Genomic DNA, 15747 nt, shown 5'->3' with positions numbered 1-15747 from the left:
GGTCATCAATTCTTTAGCCCACTATAATCCGGAGCGCTTTGGGGCGAACTGCTAACGACATCGACGTCGTTTCAACCGGTTCGCCATCTACCGAAAATACCGTTTTGGTCTTCGTTCTCACTTCTACTTCTCGCCCTCGACCTAAGACAACTCCTCTTTTGGTGATCTGTTGTCCACTCCTCAGCAGGTGCACGATCGAGCGAAGACTCTCTCTTGCAGCTCCTTTGTAAAGAGCAATAACGTGGAGGAAGCCATCATCTAAGCTCGCACCGGGAAGAGTGACCCCAAGACGGCCTCCAAGACGCGGGGCGTTGATTACCGCGAGTTGAATCATAGGATCAGCGATGTGAATTGGAGCTCCATCGATAGATAGGTCTGCGTGGAGGTCTTTCCGGCGCAAAAACACAGCCAAGGCGTTATAGGGATATACCAGTGGACGTAGTTTCCCCCTAACTTTTTGCACAGATGCCGAAAACTCAGCGGTCATGCCTACGGTGACAGCATGCGCAAATCTTCCAAGCGGACTTTCTCCAAGATCGATCTGGCGTTCTTTGCCGTTAGCGATCTGCATCGCGGCTTGTTCGGGATGCAAAGATATAAGGAGCGATCGGGCCGTATCATTGCCCGTTCCTGCGGGCAAGATAGCAAGACAGATGCCCGCTTTGCTCGCCTTTGAACAGGCTAAAGATACGGTGCCGTCTCCACCAGCTACTATGAGGATTCCTTCCACTCCGACAGCTGATATTGCGCGATCTAGTTCTGATTCGATCTCGTCCCTACCTACCCAACTTACTTGGATATCTGGGTGAATCAACCTCAAGATACGAGCCGCTCGCCTGGCTAGAACGTGTGACCCTGAGTCCTGATTTACCACAAGGAAAGCCTTTTTGGTTTTAATACGCCCCTTGGGTACTAACGATGCGTATACCCTTTCTGTGTACGATGCAGAAAGGGTGGCTGCACCAGCAAGTAGCGCTTTGTTCATAATCGATCGTCCATCCAAAGGCCTATCGACTGCACTTTGAGTCATCTGAGCACCTAATCCATATGCACCCCACAGCAGATTACGGATGGATGGGTTTATCCTCCCCAGTGCGGTGATTACTCCAAGACCGGGATTGGAGTAGAGGTCTCCGGTTAATAGGGTGCTCATGGCTTGAGTTGTAGTAAAGGAGGTGAGGAACGAAACTAACGACATTTTCATGCCCTTTTGGTATAGGCGGCGAGAGACTACGACTACCAGGTAGAGTTCTGCCACAGATAAGGCTTTATCGATCCAGTGAAGCCTTGCTCTAATTGTTGTCTCATCAAAAGGCATGGCGCCATCTTATCGTACACATAACTGATCACTCATCTAGTGTCCCTCCTCAGAAGTTTGCGGAGAAACAATAGGCTCCAGGTATTTCTGCATTGAAGCGAAGATCTCGTCGGCGCTCTTGGTCCAGATAAAGGGCTTAGGGTTCTCGTTCCAGGCCTTGGCCCACTTGGTAATCCCTCTGTTGAGTTCGGTCACACTGTGGTGAACGCTTCGCTTGAGGTACTTGGTGGTCAGGGCTGAGAACCGCCTCTCTACCTGGTTCATCCAAGAAGAATACGTTGGTGCCCCTAACCAGAGATAAGCCGTCAGAGGCAGAGCACTTTTGCCCGATACCATCTTCCACTCAGCGTCCATGGCTCCTACTACATTAGTGACGACTTCGCAAGAAGTGTTGAGACTTGCTTACATTACCCAATCGATGAAAGCGGTTGGGGATAGTTTTGACAACGCTATGGCATAAGTCTTTGTGGGCGTCACTCAAAAAAGAGCTCGTCTACCGAACCGAGTTTAACACAATATAGGAGGCAAGAACCGCAATCTTTGAGGGGATCTAAGTGGTACAGCTGCAAGAGGCTTCATTTGAGCATCGAATATGTATCGCCGATTCAGTTCGAACAAGCCGCTACGATACAGGCCGCATAGGTAAGCGGGGTTCAGTGTCTCATTTGGTGAGCAAGTCCAAAGAGTCATCACGAGATTGCTACGTAACCCCGCCAATCATTGAACCCAAGTACTCCATCGTGGAGAGTAGGGGAGGGCTTTGTAACGATAGGTTGCATAAAGTATATAGACATGGAAAAATAGCAAAGGCGGGAGGTGCTTTAACTGGACGTTACGATTCAGGATTTGTTCGATAGAAGTTTCGCTCAAAACGCAGGTAAATGTGCTCTAAAAACTTCCGATCGATCGCTTTCATATAACGAGTTGGAGTCGCTGACGCGCAAGTTAGCTCGTGTGCTAGAGACTCGATACGACCTTACCGTAGGGGATAGGGTAGCGGTCTCTGCGAGCGCTACGGTTGGAGCGACAGCCGTCCATCTAGCTCTTGTCCGCATGGGAGTAAGCGTAGTTCCTCTCAGCACAGCCTATTCAAGAGAAGAGCTACTTTACATCCTTAGAACCTCAGGAGCGAGATCGGTAATCGCCTTCAATGAGGACCATCACAAAATATCTGCTGGAGTGGTTGATACAGTAGAAGGCGACAGACTCTTACAACTTGCATCGGTTAGCTCTGAAGGAGAACTATCCAAATCTCCTCCTGCGTCATCTGAGACCCTAGTTGTGTTTTCTTCCGGTACGACAGGACGACCCAAAGCGGTCCCTGCTACAACTTCTGCAGTTGCGCACAATCTCATCAGTCTTGCCGACATGTGGGGACTGAGCTCGAGCGACTCGCTGTACCTTGCCCTTCCTCTTTACCACATACATGGGCTTGTGGTTGGGCTTTATGGAATTCTCAGCGTCGGTGGAACGATACATCTTCATGAGAAGTACGATCCAGCGGTACTCGCAGCTCAGCTGGAGACAGGAGAGGCGGATGTATTCTTCGGTGTTCCTACTATGTACCAAAGGCTTCTACGCAGCGGACATGCATCCTCTCTCCGTAACGCCCGTCTTTGCGTTAGCGGCTCAGCACCGCTAACTAAAGCCCTTTTCACCGAGATAAAAAGTGCAAGCGACGTATCGGTCGTCGAGCGTTACGGAATGACTGAGACTCTCATCATCTCTTCCAACGTTCCACGGACGGGTGTCCGGCCAGGCTCCGTCGGCGTACCACTTCGAAGTACGCAGGTAACCATAGCCGACGATCAAGAGATTTTGGTGCAAGGACCGTCCGTCTTCAACGGTTACATTGGATCTGCGGGTAACACGTGCACTGTACCGTTCGCTACCGGCGATCTAGGCTACCTCCAAGACGGTTACCTTTACATAAATGGACGAAAGCGAGACCTGATAATCACAGGCGGACACAACGTACACCCTCTAGAGGTGGAGGAGGCAATCCAAGAGATCGATGGTGTTCTAGAGGCAGCGGTCGTCGGAAGGCACTCAACAGAGTGGGGAGAGGAGGTAGTTGCCTTTGTAGTTCCTGTTACTCCTATGAAGACCGAGACGCTTAGGACATATCTAAAGGAACGACTCAGTTACTACAAAGTCCCAAAATCCATCTACTTTGTCGAAGCACTTCCCAGGAACCACTTAGGAAAGATTGATCGCAAGACTCTTCAAGAGTCACTGAACTAAGGCTGGATGTGGCGTCGATGTCTTGTTATTCGGCTCAACTATGGATGGATCCGCAAGCCTATCATCTTTGGGATATATTTTACTGATCCAATCTGTACCGAAAGCTAGATCGTTATCTTCAAAAGAATCTCTGATATTGAAGTAGACCTCGAGCTGTAACATGACCTTCTTGGTTAGTGCTAGGATCAGGTTACTAAAGGAGCGTTTTTTATGGAGATCCTGGTAATTGTGGCGGTGGTTCTTCTGATAGGACACGTTATCTTCCACCCACTAAGAACTCTCGGTTGCCTGGTTGAGGCTTTCGTTGGAGGGTTATTGCTCTTAGTCGCTCTGGGAGCACTAGGAGATCTACTGCTCATCCATAGATAAATCAAGCGCACCCCTAGCGCCTCGACTTAGATGTCGACAAGGAGCAACTAGCAGAATGATATTCCTATGCTCCTTGTCAAACCCTACAAGCCGACCACTAAAGGCTCTTTTAGAAACTAAGTACTGTATAACCTAGCTTTGCATACTCTTCAACTTCTGCGCCAGCGGCTAGCAGCTCTATAGGTCTCTCTGCCATCTCCTGTTGAACCTCGTACTGCTCTACGTTCGCACGACAGGCCTTTGGTAGCACACCGACCTCTTGAAGCTTCTTGATCTGCTCATCGATCTTTCCGCTTGCAGCAAGCCTGACACCTGGTCCAAAGAACATAACTCGGACGTCATCCCCCCGATTTTCTTTGAGTCTTGAGGCCATCACGAGCCCTGGCATAGCTCTAGCCGGATCGTCGGACAGGATTAAAAACGCTACCTTTGCTGGTTCTTCGCTCATATCTATACCTTTCTAATTTGTAGATAATACTATATCGAACGTGCATTTAGCGATGCTGTGTCTGTGACCATCTGACTGGTTTGGGTGCTCACGACAGCTAACTATCAACGCCAACACGTTGAGCTATGGACTGTATCGTAGGTACTAGGACCTGTTCAGTATCTGCAAGAGTAAGGAGTCTCCTAAGACGTGCAGCGGCACTACGTCCTCCGAGTTTCTTGTCGCCATCTCTAGAGATAACCTCAAGAACCTGTTCCTCGATTGAGCGAACATCTACAGACGATCCAACGATACTTTTCTGTACCTCTAAAGTCTCCCTAATGATCTCAGAAAGTATATTTCTGTCGTTAGTCAAGACTCTTTCCGCTCTTGGGTCGTCTACGGCCAAGGAGACGATGTTTTGACTCCAAATGTAAGTATTCTTGAGCAGAAGAGCTTCGACTAGATCCTCGTTGCCAGAAAGGATCTCTGTAGATACGCCTACCTGATTCATAGCACTTTGTATCTCATGAGCAACGGGACCAAAGATTAACGATGGACGGTATTCTCTAACGACCTGACCGGCCTTCTTCGAAAACCAGACAACAAAGACAGTTGGGTTTTCAACGCCATGCATCAACCACGAACTGGGAAGAAGTTCATTTTGAAGAAGCACGAGCCGACCAAGCCAGCTGTTGGGTAGTGCAGACAAAACGGGCGAGAGATCATCTTCTCCAGTGGCAATGACTGCTAAGGAAGGATCAAATGAACTGTAATCTTGATTACTTCTCTTGAAGCCCGTTACGGTCCATCCGTCACATAAAAGAGCTTCACCGACAACTCTACCGAGTTGTCCCATCCCAACAACGGCAGCGCTTGGTCGTGTCACAATACATCCTTTCCACTCCATCTTTAGTTCTCAAAGTCGGATTCTCTACAACTTGAAACCCTGGATACTGCTAAAGCTGCAAGAGTGTTTCATATACCTTCTTAGTTGTCGTCCAGAGGTAAAGTGAGAGTCATCGACAACTCGGGGACGCTGTCGCCCAACTTTCTAACGGCGGTTCCGATCGCAAGAAACTCTGTCGCATGCTCGCCCCAGACGTGGTTGGACACTACTGCTCTTACTCCTACGATGGAGTGTGCAGATACGGAGTCAGCTTCAGCTTGCATCCTAGCCATAGCAAGCTCCCTGGCTGTATACACCGCCTCCGTAAAGATCTGAATCTCCTGGTTAAAAAGGCTTTGTTTCATTGCTTGAAAAGCACCCTGATGAGCCACGTGGTATACACAGGTTCCCATCACCAGTTCAACCGGAAAGTGGCCACCACGAAGTAAAGTGTAGAACTGCTGGCCCGATAGGTCGGAGGTAAAGGGTTTGCCGTTCTCAAGTCGGTAGGGTATCGAGTTGTCGCGACCCTTTACAGCGGTTCCTTGGGCTACAAACTCAAGAACGTCTTGACCCCAAGCGTACATATTTATACCCAGATGTACCCCTATGACACCGTCGGCACCCAAGGCATCTGCTTCAGCACGCATCCTCTCGATCGCAAGTTCTCTGGCGTTGTACATCGCTTGCGAAAGTACGTTGAGTTCACGCGAGTTGTTCCAGGACGCTACCTGAATTCCAACGTGATAGATAGATGTTCCCATTACATATCCCACTGGGTCGAATCCCATCTGTGTAACCAGTATGTGCTCATCCACGCTTAGATCGGAGGTATAGGCTCCTTGAGACTCCTGACTCTTCAACCTCAGGATTCTTTGCTCCGCTGCTTCAGGTAATGAATTGAACTCGCTCGAACTAGTTGATCCTCGAGAGACCTCCGAGGCGGAACCTGACTGGTCTTTTCTCCCAAACACCATAACCCTCTCCCTAATTTTAGATACACGATTTCGATCGGCTCGAGCTATTCGCCGACACTCCGCTAGACCTTATCACAGGAGAGGCGTCGTTACTTACGGTATCAGATAACTCTTTTACCGCATAGACGAAAGTTCGAGCTCGAGTTCATCGTAAATCTCAATACCGTGTTGACCGACCAATGGTATCTGCGGCTTTACAACTCTCGCCTGATCAGCCGTCCCTGGACAGACAGCTACGATCCGAAATCCTCTGCGCTGATAGAACCGAAGCGCATCGGTGTTGTCGTTTGTGGTAGGAAGAGATAAACGGACAAGTCCTTGTGAACCCCCCGCCCTCACAAACGGGGCTTCTGCCCCTATCCGCTTGATTGTGGGTACCTGGCATCGCTTGCCTCACGCCACCACGACCAACGGGTCTAGCTCGGGTGAGCCGGTGAATGAGTTCGCTAGCTTCGGCTTTCTCTGTCGCGTTGGCACGACAGAGGCCCGGCTCTGGGGGATACTTTGGGTTCTGGCCTTGTGGCGCTTCACCTTGGGGTGTGCCTTGCGCTGGTCTCTTGATTATCGTTCGACAGCCCGGAGATACGTGACACCGACTTCCACGTCCGGTCTAATAGGCGTGTATTTGCCACACAACGCTCTTTGGAGAGTGTTGATTGCTCCTACAGCGTCTCGATGACAAACGAACTTACAGTTCTTGCACCGGTAGTTTCGACCTTTGGGTTGGTTGCGTGCTCCACAGGCTAGACAGGTCTTGGTCGACCCAGACTCATCGAGGTGTTCGATCTCTAGCTTGGTCTTTTCTCCCAAGTACCGCTCCTGTCGTCCTCTCGAGCACTGAGATAGCTGTTGGCGTTGGTGTCGACCTGCTGATCTGCGCTGTCTAGTCCGTTGCTCTGTGCCTCTTACATCGCCTGCAACTAGACGTCCAGTATTGTGAACGATGACGTGGTTAGCAGCCTTGGGAGATACTTGGTGGTCGAAGTCCTTGAGTTATAAGCTGGCCCTTGCCTTTATCTGCTTCTTCGCTTTGACAGGCGCTTTTGGATCGCAGAAACGGACTTGTTGCGCTGGCGCTTGATGGCCCTGCCTTTCTTCTTGTTGATGATGGTGACCTCGATAGTGTGCTCGTCCACCTAAGTGGCAAGGGCCATTTGAATTACTAACACCTTCATCGATGGCGGTTGTTCTGTCACCTACAGATCCGACTCGCTTGGTCCTATAAGGAATCCGCAGGCTCCATTTCCTGGCGTCTATATTCCAACAAAGCTGGATCTCACCCCGGCATTCAGGCGGGACCTGCTCTTTAGTTTCGGAATCCAAGATTTCAGGTATTGAAAGGGCAATGCGGGACCTGCCTCGTCCGAGAGAGAGATGCAACTTGTCCTTCGACACCTGCCAGCCGAAGTTCCTAGAGAAGGACAGCGGCCGGTAGAGTTCTTCTTCCGCCAGGGGGCACGTGCCTTTATGCCGTTCTTGCGATTGGTCCGAGAGGTTGTGATCGCCTCGTGCAAGTCCTTGGCGATGCTGATGGTGCTATGGGCGTGGAGAGGACGTTCATCCCGTGGGAGTGAGGTCAGAAATTTCTGTAGGTCGGACTTGCCAGGCGATCTGCCGCTGTGGACCCAATCTATGGCCTGATTCCAGAGAATGGCTGTGGATTGGGCAGAGTCATGTGCCCTGCGGTAAATACTGCCTGACAAGGTTACGGAGATTATCGCCGTTCCCATGGTGTCTAATGGTGCTACTTTAGTACAGAACTACTGGTCTTGATGTGTTCTTTATGAGATGGAAGCTGATGATTTCCGCACCAGCAGACATGTGGTCTACAATCTCTGTGCGCACATTGTCCTAATCCCCAAGTACCGCAGAAAGGTGATGACACCTCGGGTGACTGCATTGCTCGGCGAAGCCTTCGCGTAAGTGCGCAGACGCTATGGGGCGACGCTCGAGCCTACGAGACCGATCAGGACCATGCACACCTCCTTGTGACGTACCCGCCCAAGGTCTCCCTGTCCAAACTTGTCATGTCGTTGAATACCATCTCATAACTACGAGTACGAGAGCGCCGATGGCCTTTGGTGACGGGGCGTTATGATGAGAGCACTTCTGGTTCCCCTGGTGCTGTGTGGTCTCAGCGGATGGCGCCCCCTTAGACATCATCAAGCGATACATCGAAAACCAGCAGTCCCCTAACCGACAAGGACGGCCTCCTCGTAGCAGCCGACCTTGACCCCGCCCTTACGGAAGGGGCTTGGGGTCGCCGAACTGGTCAAAGCGCGGTTTTGACGGCCTAATGAAATAAGGCTGTAACGATGCCTTCTCTGGGGACGAAGGCATCGAGCGATACTACGTGAATAGCATCATTGGAGGTCTCATAAGTTATTATCCCCACGATTAGGTCAAAGCGTAGGCGATGAATCCAGGCAACGCCGATAGATCAAAAACTCTTCCCCTCATACCATCTCAAGGGTACCCCATGGGGCTTACAAATATCCAATAGCCTTTGTCAGGGATCATCTATCCCTTTCAAGCATAAAAACCTCTTTGGAAATCACCTCGCGATCTCCTACCACATCTTTGACCCGACAATTTATTACGAGAGGAGTCGATGTTTGTGGGGATGTTCTGGTTACTTAAGTGCAAATTCAAGTGCTTCCTGAAGGAGATCTGGCGGTAGATGACCTCGGGTGTGATAGCTCCAGGAATCGAAACTCCACTTCATAAGGTGTGCGATTGAGCCTCTTTTTGCTATGTCCCGGCTACCACCGAATAAAACATCCGAAAGGATTAACGTCGCATCGGTACCACCTTGATTCATAATGCAAAAAATCTCCGGACGGTAGTGGGGGACAGCCACGTCCTCGCCGACCGCTCGCCGTAGACCGGCAGCAACGATATCCGCTTGATGAACCGCTATGTGACCGAGTTTGGGCATGGAGAGGGCCGTTGCATCGCCCGCACCAAAGATATTTTCATGCTCCAAAGACTGCATTTGTTCATTTACAGGCAGAAATCCCATCTCGTCACCCAATCCAGAGTCAGAGACCACCTTGGGCCCCACGTAGGGGGGGATTACAATCGCCAAGGCAGCTTCAATCTCGGTTCCATCCGCAAATTTTACAGCGTCCTTGTGAACCTGAGTAACTACTTTCTGAGTCAGAACCTCTACACCGACCGTCTGCAGCATTGGATTTAGGGCTTGGTGTACCGAATCCCCCACGTCCTCAAAGAACACCTCTCCGGGAGTGAACGCTGTAATGGTGTGAGGGGTATTTCGAGAAGCCATCTCATGATGGATCATGAATATAACCTCACCTATGGGACCCTCACACGGTGCCTTTAGCTGTGGGGCGGCAACCTTGGATCCCCAGGTACTCAGAGCTGCACCAGTTACGATAGGACCTCCTCGGAACGATGAGATCGTCTCGAACAGACGAGGGGCGTGGAGGTCGTCACAGACCGAGTATCCGAACTCCTCGAGTCCTTCGATTGCTCCATAGTCCTTTACAGCACCTGTGGCGATAACCAGGAAGTCGTAGTTCATAGAGTCCCCGCTGCTGAGTCGTACACTCTTTGAGCTGGGATCGACCGCCACCGCAGAGGCATGAACAAAGTGAGAACCACTACGACGTGCTATAGGGGCTAGGGGAAAGCGAGTATGTGAGATCGGCTTGCCAGAGAACGCTACCTCTGGGAGCATGGGCTTGGCTAGGCTCTCAGAGCGGGGATCGACTAACGTTATATCGAACTTTCTGTGAAGACGATACAGCAGCCTAAGTCCCGCAAAGCCTCCCCCAAGAATGACAAGTCTTGGCTTCTTGTTCAAAGTCCCAACCCCTTTCTCCTATCAACCAGAAGACCTGGCGACACTAATCTTAGCGATCTCCGGCACTCCCTTGGCCTTTCGTGCACTCACAGGTCACTAGTGAATGGTTAAGCACGCAATCGACGCAGAGAGGTTCAACCGGCGGAGGCACAAAAACACCCCCGCCACCCCCGTTATTGCCACCACCAGAACCGACTCCAGATACAGGTCCGCCATTGCCTCCGCCACCACCGCCTATACCGCAGACAATTCCGTTACAGCCTGTTGAAGGGTTAGCTGAGGCTAGAGACGGTAGCGCAATCAATGACAACATCGTTGCACCAGAGGCAACCGCTGCAACAACACCTATTCGGTTCAGCACTTAGCACCTGGTGTATTGTAGTATCCGGTTATAGGCAGCACGTGATCGTATTGGTTCGGCTGAGGTTGCACGTAGATGGTTTGTTTAACTTCAGTTGGGGGGAATGTTTGAATCGGACTTGATGCGGTGTTACGGAAGGTAACGCCAGTTGCTACGAGACAGTAAGTAACTGGAACCGATCCGATAGCAGCAAAAGAATGATTGGTAGTAGGCGAACCAACTATGTGCGTCTTTGTATCTAAAATCTCTTTAGTCGAAGGCCAACCGTTGTAGCTGATCTGCTGTGCATTTTCACCGCCAAAGACTGAGATCGCATGCGGATTTGTCCCAAGCCAGCTCTGGCTTTCGTTTGCGTAAGCGTCGAAGGGTGATAAAAGCTGTGCGATCTCATTTAGTGCTTTTTGGCTGTTGAGGAACTGAGTCGCATTGTACCAATTGACGTTTGCTGCAAACATGACAGCCGTATAGATCTCAAGCCGTGTCTCCGGTGAGTTTCCGGTTCCTACATATACCGAGCCAATGTATGGGTTCTTGATGTCTTTCACCTCGGAAGCCAATAGATTGGACTTGTATGTGATGATCCTTAGCGGATCTGGAACCGTTACTACGTTTCGATAATACGGTGTTGCGGTCGAGAATGAGTCGTATATAGGCAGATAAGGATCTGTTGCTTTTTGTACCGCTGCTGGAGATAGAGACTGCTGGGAACTCTGTGACGTTGTTCCACAAGCACCTAAAGTCGTTGCAGTCCCGACCAACACTGCAAGTTCTGCTGCTCTTTTAGCTCTCATCTCTAGTCCTTTCTTAAGGTCTTTGTTGAATCGTATATTGACTGGCTATCGTAGGCGTCCATCTTTGATCTAGAGTATGCCATATCACTCACTGTGCCTGTGCCGTTAGCATCTGCATCGACGGTAATTGCCTGAGTTGCCATTTCGATGATCCGATTACGGTCGAGGTTTTGTTCCGCTTACATCTTGAACCAAGTTTGTCCTGTCGATATTTACGCCAATTGAATGAGTCAAATGGTCTATCTTCCTTAGACTCCAGAATGCAGAGTCAGTAATCGAGATGTCCGATAATGTATATTATGTCAAGTTACGAGGGACAAAGCTTACTAAGGCTGGAATTGGACCCGTCTCTCACTATCGGCTGACCTCAGACAATGTCTTCTCCTGCCAAATAAGCCTCATGTTCACATGGATCTAGGCGCTTAGAACCGGCAACGCTCGATAAAGTTGTACCAGATGTTATCAACTGTCTCTGAGTCACAGTATCTATGCGGCGCGAAATTTTGACGATGTCTGGAGCTATAACGCCTGGAGTTGTAAACCGCGGCCTCCTCGCTGATCATCTCCTACACACACTGGCGCGCAATATCGCTGATTCGTTGCCGCTAAGAACCGATGACCTTGATCGGGAAATATTACAACATGAAGTGCGACGTAATACCCTTGAAGAAGGCCACTATCAAGGCTTAGTTCATAGGGGCCAACCAGTAGCCCTACTGGTCAAAGGTAATAGGTTCACCGTAGACACCCTAGCTCACAAGGATCGCTCCTATTACGTAGTAACGAAAGCGGTTCGTTATGCTAAGTCCAACGAGATTGCTTGGGTACTTTTAGAGAGTTGCGACGGCTTTCAGCTCCTTAGGTCGACACCCTATAGCCGTCAGGGACAATACTGGAACTCGGTAGATAAGTATCTTGCGGTGTTTCCTAAAGATCTGGAGGAGCCTTACATCTCCTTGGGGCAACTATCGGTTGTGCCAGAGATCTTCAAGAAAGACGGAGTTTTAGATGACCTTCTAGGAGAGACGATTCGGTATAAAAAGCAACTCTTGTTTCAGTTGGATACGTCTTTAAGAGAACAACTCTACCCAATGATCTATCGAGCTATATCAAGATCAAAAATCAATAGTTCTTTGTCGGCCAATCTAAGCCCCGAGTTTAGTGCAGCCCTAACAATGAAGCTGATCTTTAGACTTCTCTTGGAGATCTATCTAGAAGAGATTCAGAAACCGAAAACACAGGAATTTCCCGCAACACTCTTCGACGTCTTAGCTCATAATCTCGAAGTCTTAGATAGAAATACAGAACACAGCGCACTTCTTTGGGAGAACATACTGACTTATGTCTCTAGTAGAGCTGTGGTTACTCCATCGCAGGAAGCGATTCGTCGATACCTCGCATTTAGTGCTAGCGAGATTAGTTGTCTGAAAGCCATGCAGATAGATGATCGGTACATGACCCAGGCTCTGAGGTCGCTAATACATCTTGATTCAAGAGAATGTGTCTCAGTTGACTACAAGGTTTTAGATGCTAGAGACTTTGGAGATCTCTATGAGGACCTGCTTAAGGTTTCAGAGTCTAAAAGCTCAGCCGAGACAACTCTGATGCGTAACGACCAGATCTCAATTGACGAGACTAAAAGCTCCGCTAAGGCTAGAGCTTCAAAGACTCGCCAAAAGACTACAGGTGCCTACTTCACTCCCCTCTTTCTCGTCGATTACTTGGTAGAGAGCTCGGTGATCCCAGCACTGAAAGAACATCTAAAAGAAATTAAAAGTCTTATCAAAGAAGATCATATATCAGAAGCTGCTCGGAGATTCTACGACTTCAAGGTAGCCGATTTAGCGATGGGTACCGGTCACTTCCTCGTCTCCACGATCGATGCTATATCAGCAACGATAGCTGAGTTTTTGGAAGAGTACAGAATTGAAGAGGTGGAAGTCGAACTGGAGAACCTTCTCGCCACTAACGCCTCTAGAGATGGTGGAGCAGCGAGCCTGAATCACATATCTATCACGGGAGCGCTTCGGTACCTAGTGTCTCATCGATGCATCTACGGCGTGGATATCAATAGATTCACAGTTGACCTTGCAAGAGCGATCGTTGCGGTGCATACTCTCGCACCGGCGCTACCTATCTGGGATCTTAAAGATCATATGGTGACGGGAAACTCTCTTATTGGACTTTCAAAGGACCAAGATATTATGGCCTATCGGTCTGAACTGCCAGATGATCTCTACAACAACCTATCACACCTGTTGGGAGGTGATCTGAACAGCCTTTACAACGTCTTATTAGCAGGCTTGGTTGGACTGATAGATATCAGAGAGCTCCAAAGGATTGTAGATGCAGAGGACCAAGGGAAGTTGTTGATGCTGATCAAGGAGATCGATTCACAACAACCTGTGCACTTTCCCTCGCTGTTTCCAAAGGTCTTTCAGAGATGCCCGGAAGGGTTCGACGTTGTAATAGGCAATCCCCCATTTCAATCTCAACTTAACTCTTACACAGCGGCAAAAGGTTTAGAGTTGTCCGCCCTGAGGCATCTTTACCCTGAAGCTACGAAGTTGCCTTTCGATCGTTCAACCCTGTTTCTCCTGAGGGCACTTTCCCTTACCAGAAGCGGAGGGTGGATTGCTCAGGTACAACCTATCTCTTTGCTTGCAACTCAACAAGCAGGCTTTGTTCGATCGAAGATGCTTGAAAGCACCACTTTGAGAGCGATCTGGATAGGCACAGAGAAGGTATTTGACGCAAGTGTAGCCACCTGCGCAGTTATTGCGCAAAACTTCAGAAGTGATTCGTATACAGTTTCGAGAAATCTCAACTCTACTCTGACGCGCTTAGCTCCCCTGGAGGTTGGATCTGGCTCCGATATTGACATCTCGCGCACATGGGGTCAGCTTGCGTCTGGAATTGACGGTGCTCCGACTGTGTATTTGCGAAGATCTCTCACGGTAGGTTCTTTGGCTACAGCCTCTGCAGACTTTAGAGACCAGTACTACGGTCTCAGGGATTATGTATGCGAGTATCAAGATTTAAAAGATGAGGCTTATGTGAAGCTAATAACCTCTGGGCTTATCGATCCGTTTAGGTCTCTTTGGGGACTAAAGACGACTCGATTTAACCATGTACGATATCTGGAGCCCGCTGTGAATATTACCCGCTCACGGAGAGATCTATCTATAGACGGATGGATCAAGACCCGGCTGGTGCCTAAGCTCTTGGTGGCAACGCAAGGGAAGGTTATTGAAGTGTTGCCAGATGAAATTGGGGAACTGCTACCATCGGTCCCCGTGGTGACCGTATTGGCACGAAGTGACACCTTTTATCTGTTGGCTGCTGCGTTGGGCTCCCCGCCAGTAAGTCTCTTTGCTAAGCAGCAGTACTACGGAACTGCTCTCGCCACGTCGGCAATAAAGCTAAGTGCAAAGCAGATTCTTGATCTGCCATTGCCTCAAGACCAAAAAAGGTGGGAGAGGAGTGCCGAGTTAGTTGCAGAACTATTTAGGAACAACACAGAGACAGATCTCGACGTGTGGCAAGAATATGCGGCTGTTGCTACAGAGGCCTATGGTCAAAGAGCAAGTCAAATATCGAAGTGGTGGCTAGATATTGCATGCCCGTCAAAGACGAGGGATAGCTGTGATTGGGTACCCTAGATGTAATTCACCTTTAATGTGATATCCGACCAGAATGTAGATGGGAGGAGAATCCCATGAAAGCTAAGTTGCATACCTAGAGAGCAAGTCAATTCGAAGCTTACAGAAGGCGATAAGGTTGTCAGTGAAAATAGAAGGGTATCAACTGTTGGCAATCCAGCATGCTATACCATCCAATGGTGAACCTTCGTGAGTGGGCTCTTGCCCAAGGCATCCATCCCCAAACCGCCTACCGTTGGTATCGCGAAGGCAAGCTCCCGGTTCCTGCTCGCAAGATGGGCAAGCTTATTCTCTTTGGTGACCTGGAAACATCAACGGCACCTAGCCCCCGTCGCACGGTCGTCTATGCCCGAGTCTCCTCTGCCGACCAGCGCACTGATCTCGACCGCCAGGTGGCAAGGATCGTGGCCTGGGCGACGGAGCACGGCTACTTGGTAGATCAGGTGGTGACCGAGGTCGGCTCTGCCCTTAGTGGGCATCGACGCAAGTTCCTCGCCTTGCTCAGGGACAGGTCCGTGACGACTATCATCGTCGAGCACCGAGACCGGTTCTGTCGCTTTGGAGCGAAGTACGTCGAGGCTGCACTTAAGGCCGAGGGCCGTCGCTTGGTCGTGGTGGACCCCTCCGAGGTGGACGACGACCTTGTGTAAGATGCCACGGAGCTGCTCACTTCGCTGTGCGCCCGTCTCTACGGACACCACTTGGCAGCCAACCGAGCCAGACGTGCGGTCGAGGTGGCCTGCGGAGAGGCGGTTGCATGATCGTCCAGATGCCGACCAAGACCCAGGCTGCCCACGTCGCTGAGATCACCGGGGGAACGCTGCTTCACAACCACCAGGGCAAGCCAACGAGCAAGGTCGCACTCGACGACTTCGAGGCC

At 50.1% G+C, this 15747-nt stretch carries 15 protein-coding genes and 1 pseudogene; 5 read left to right on the top strand and 11 right to left on the bottom strand.

The annotated features are described in order from the left end of the window. Positions 1-13: 13 nt before the first annotated feature. Complete coding sequence (locus tag BUA24_RS08590) at positions 14-1318, bottom strand: diacylglycerol/lipid kinase family protein (RefSeq protein ID WP_072791372.1); 1305 nt, start codon at positions 1316-1318, stop codon at positions 14-16. A 36-nt stretch (positions 1319-1354) separates the two neighbouring features. Then, positions 1355-1672 (bottom strand): hypothetical protein, encoded by a 318-nt coding sequence (locus BUA24_RS08585; RefSeq protein WP_072791369.1) that lies wholly within the window; start codon positions 1670-1672, stop codon positions 1355-1357. A 492-nt stretch (positions 1673-2164) separates the two neighbouring features. Between BUA24_RS08585 and BUA24_RS08580 the strand changes: the two genes are divergently transcribed. Together BUA24_RS08580 and BUA24_RS12555 are read left to right on the top strand one after the other, a co-directional pair. Next, on the top strand, positions 2165-3562 hold the full coding sequence (locus tag BUA24_RS08580; protein ID WP_072791366.1) for a class I adenylate-forming enzyme family protein: 1398 nt from the start codon (positions 2165-2167) through the stop codon (positions 3560-3562). 210 nt (positions 3563-3772) lie between these two features. Beyond that, on the top strand, positions 3773-3931 hold the full coding sequence (locus BUA24_RS12555; RefSeq protein ID WP_178138773.1) for a hypothetical protein: 159 nt from the start codon (positions 3773-3775) through the stop codon (positions 3929-3931). A gap of 109 nt (positions 3932-4040) precedes the next feature. On the opposite strand, the gene BUA24_RS08575 is transcribed toward BUA24_RS12555, so the two are convergent. The 5 genes from BUA24_RS08575 to BUA24_RS13415 form a co-directional block, all read right to left on the bottom strand. Continuing rightward, positions 4041-4379 (bottom strand): DsrE family protein, encoded by a 339-nt coding sequence (locus BUA24_RS08575; RefSeq protein ID WP_072791363.1) that lies wholly within the window; start codon positions 4377-4379, stop codon positions 4041-4043. A gap of 97 nt (positions 4380-4476) precedes the next feature. Continuing rightward, a complete protein-coding gene (locus BUA24_RS08570; RefSeq protein WP_072791361.1) occupies positions 4477-5247 on the bottom strand; it encodes a hypothetical protein in 771 nt (256 codons plus the stop codon). 101 nt (positions 5248-5348) lie between these two features. Beyond that, a complete protein-coding gene (locus BUA24_RS08565; protein WP_084660356.1) occupies positions 5349-6224 on the bottom strand; it encodes a heavy metal-binding domain-containing protein in 876 nt (291 codons plus the stop codon). 114 nt (positions 6225-6338) lie between these two features. Further along, the gene (locus BUA24_RS08560; RefSeq protein ID WP_178138772.1) at positions 6339-6563 is read right to left on the bottom strand and encodes an N-acetyltransferase; all 225 of its coding nucleotides are present in this window, start codon (positions 6561-6563) and stop codon (positions 6339-6341) included. Positions 6564-6785: 222 nt separating this feature from the next. Next, a complete protein-coding gene (locus tag BUA24_RS13415; protein ID WP_072791359.1) occupies positions 6786-7034 on the bottom strand; it encodes a zinc ribbon domain-containing protein in 249 nt (82 codons plus the stop codon). 1025 nt (positions 7035-8059) lie between these two features. Here BUA24_RS13415 and BUA24_RS13410 point away from each other — a divergent pair. After that, on the top strand, positions 8060-8275 hold the full coding sequence (locus tag BUA24_RS13410; RefSeq protein ID WP_084660359.1) for a transposase: 216 nt from the start codon (positions 8060-8062) through the stop codon (positions 8273-8275). A 581-nt stretch (positions 8276-8856) separates the two neighbouring features. Here BUA24_RS13410 and BUA24_RS08545 read toward each other — a convergent pair. Genes BUA24_RS08545 through BUA24_RS08540 form a run of 3 tightly spaced genes read right to left on the bottom strand, consistent with a single transcriptional unit; the run spans position 8857 to position 11205 of the window. Then, on the bottom strand, positions 8857-10053 hold the full coding sequence (locus tag BUA24_RS08545; protein ID WP_072791356.1) for an NAD(P)/FAD-dependent oxidoreductase: 1197 nt from the start codon (positions 10051-10053) through the stop codon (positions 8857-8859). A gap of 49 nt (positions 10054-10102) precedes the next feature. Continuing rightward, entirely contained in the window at positions 10103-10414 is a 312-nt protein-coding gene (locus tag BUA24_RS12205; RefSeq protein WP_143146480.1) for a hypothetical protein, read from the bottom strand. Then, complete coding sequence (locus BUA24_RS08540; RefSeq protein ID WP_072791353.1) at positions 10408-11205, bottom strand: hypothetical protein; 798 nt, start codon at positions 11203-11205, stop codon at positions 10408-10410. Before BUA24_RS08540 ends, BUA24_RS12205 begins: the two co-directional genes overlap by 7 nt. A 509-nt stretch (positions 11206-11714) precedes the next feature. Between BUA24_RS08540 and BUA24_RS08535 the strand changes: the two genes are divergently transcribed. Further along, entirely contained in the window at positions 11715-14867 is a 3153-nt protein-coding gene (locus BUA24_RS08535) for an Eco57I restriction-modification methylase domain-containing protein (protein ID WP_072791351.1), read from the top strand. Positions 14868-15046: 179 nt separating this feature from the next. Continuing rightward, positions 15047-15628 (top strand): annotated as a pseudogene (locus BUA24_RS08530) (IS607 family transposase). Here the strand turns inward: BUA24_RS08530 and BUA24_RS12545 are convergent. Then, a partial coding sequence (locus tag BUA24_RS12545; protein WP_178138771.1) for a hypothetical protein occupies positions 15556-15747 on the bottom strand: 192 nt, incomplete at its 5' end. The pseudogene BUA24_RS08530 and the gene BUA24_RS12545 sit on opposite strands and share 73 nt — an antisense overlap.

Source organism: Ferrithrix thermotolerans DSM 19514 (assembly GCF_900128965.1).
Lineage (GTDB): Bacteria > Actinomycetota > Acidimicrobiia > Acidimicrobiales > Acidimicrobiaceae > Ferrithrix > Ferrithrix thermotolerans.
This window is presented reverse-complemented; position numbering and strand designations above follow the sequence as displayed.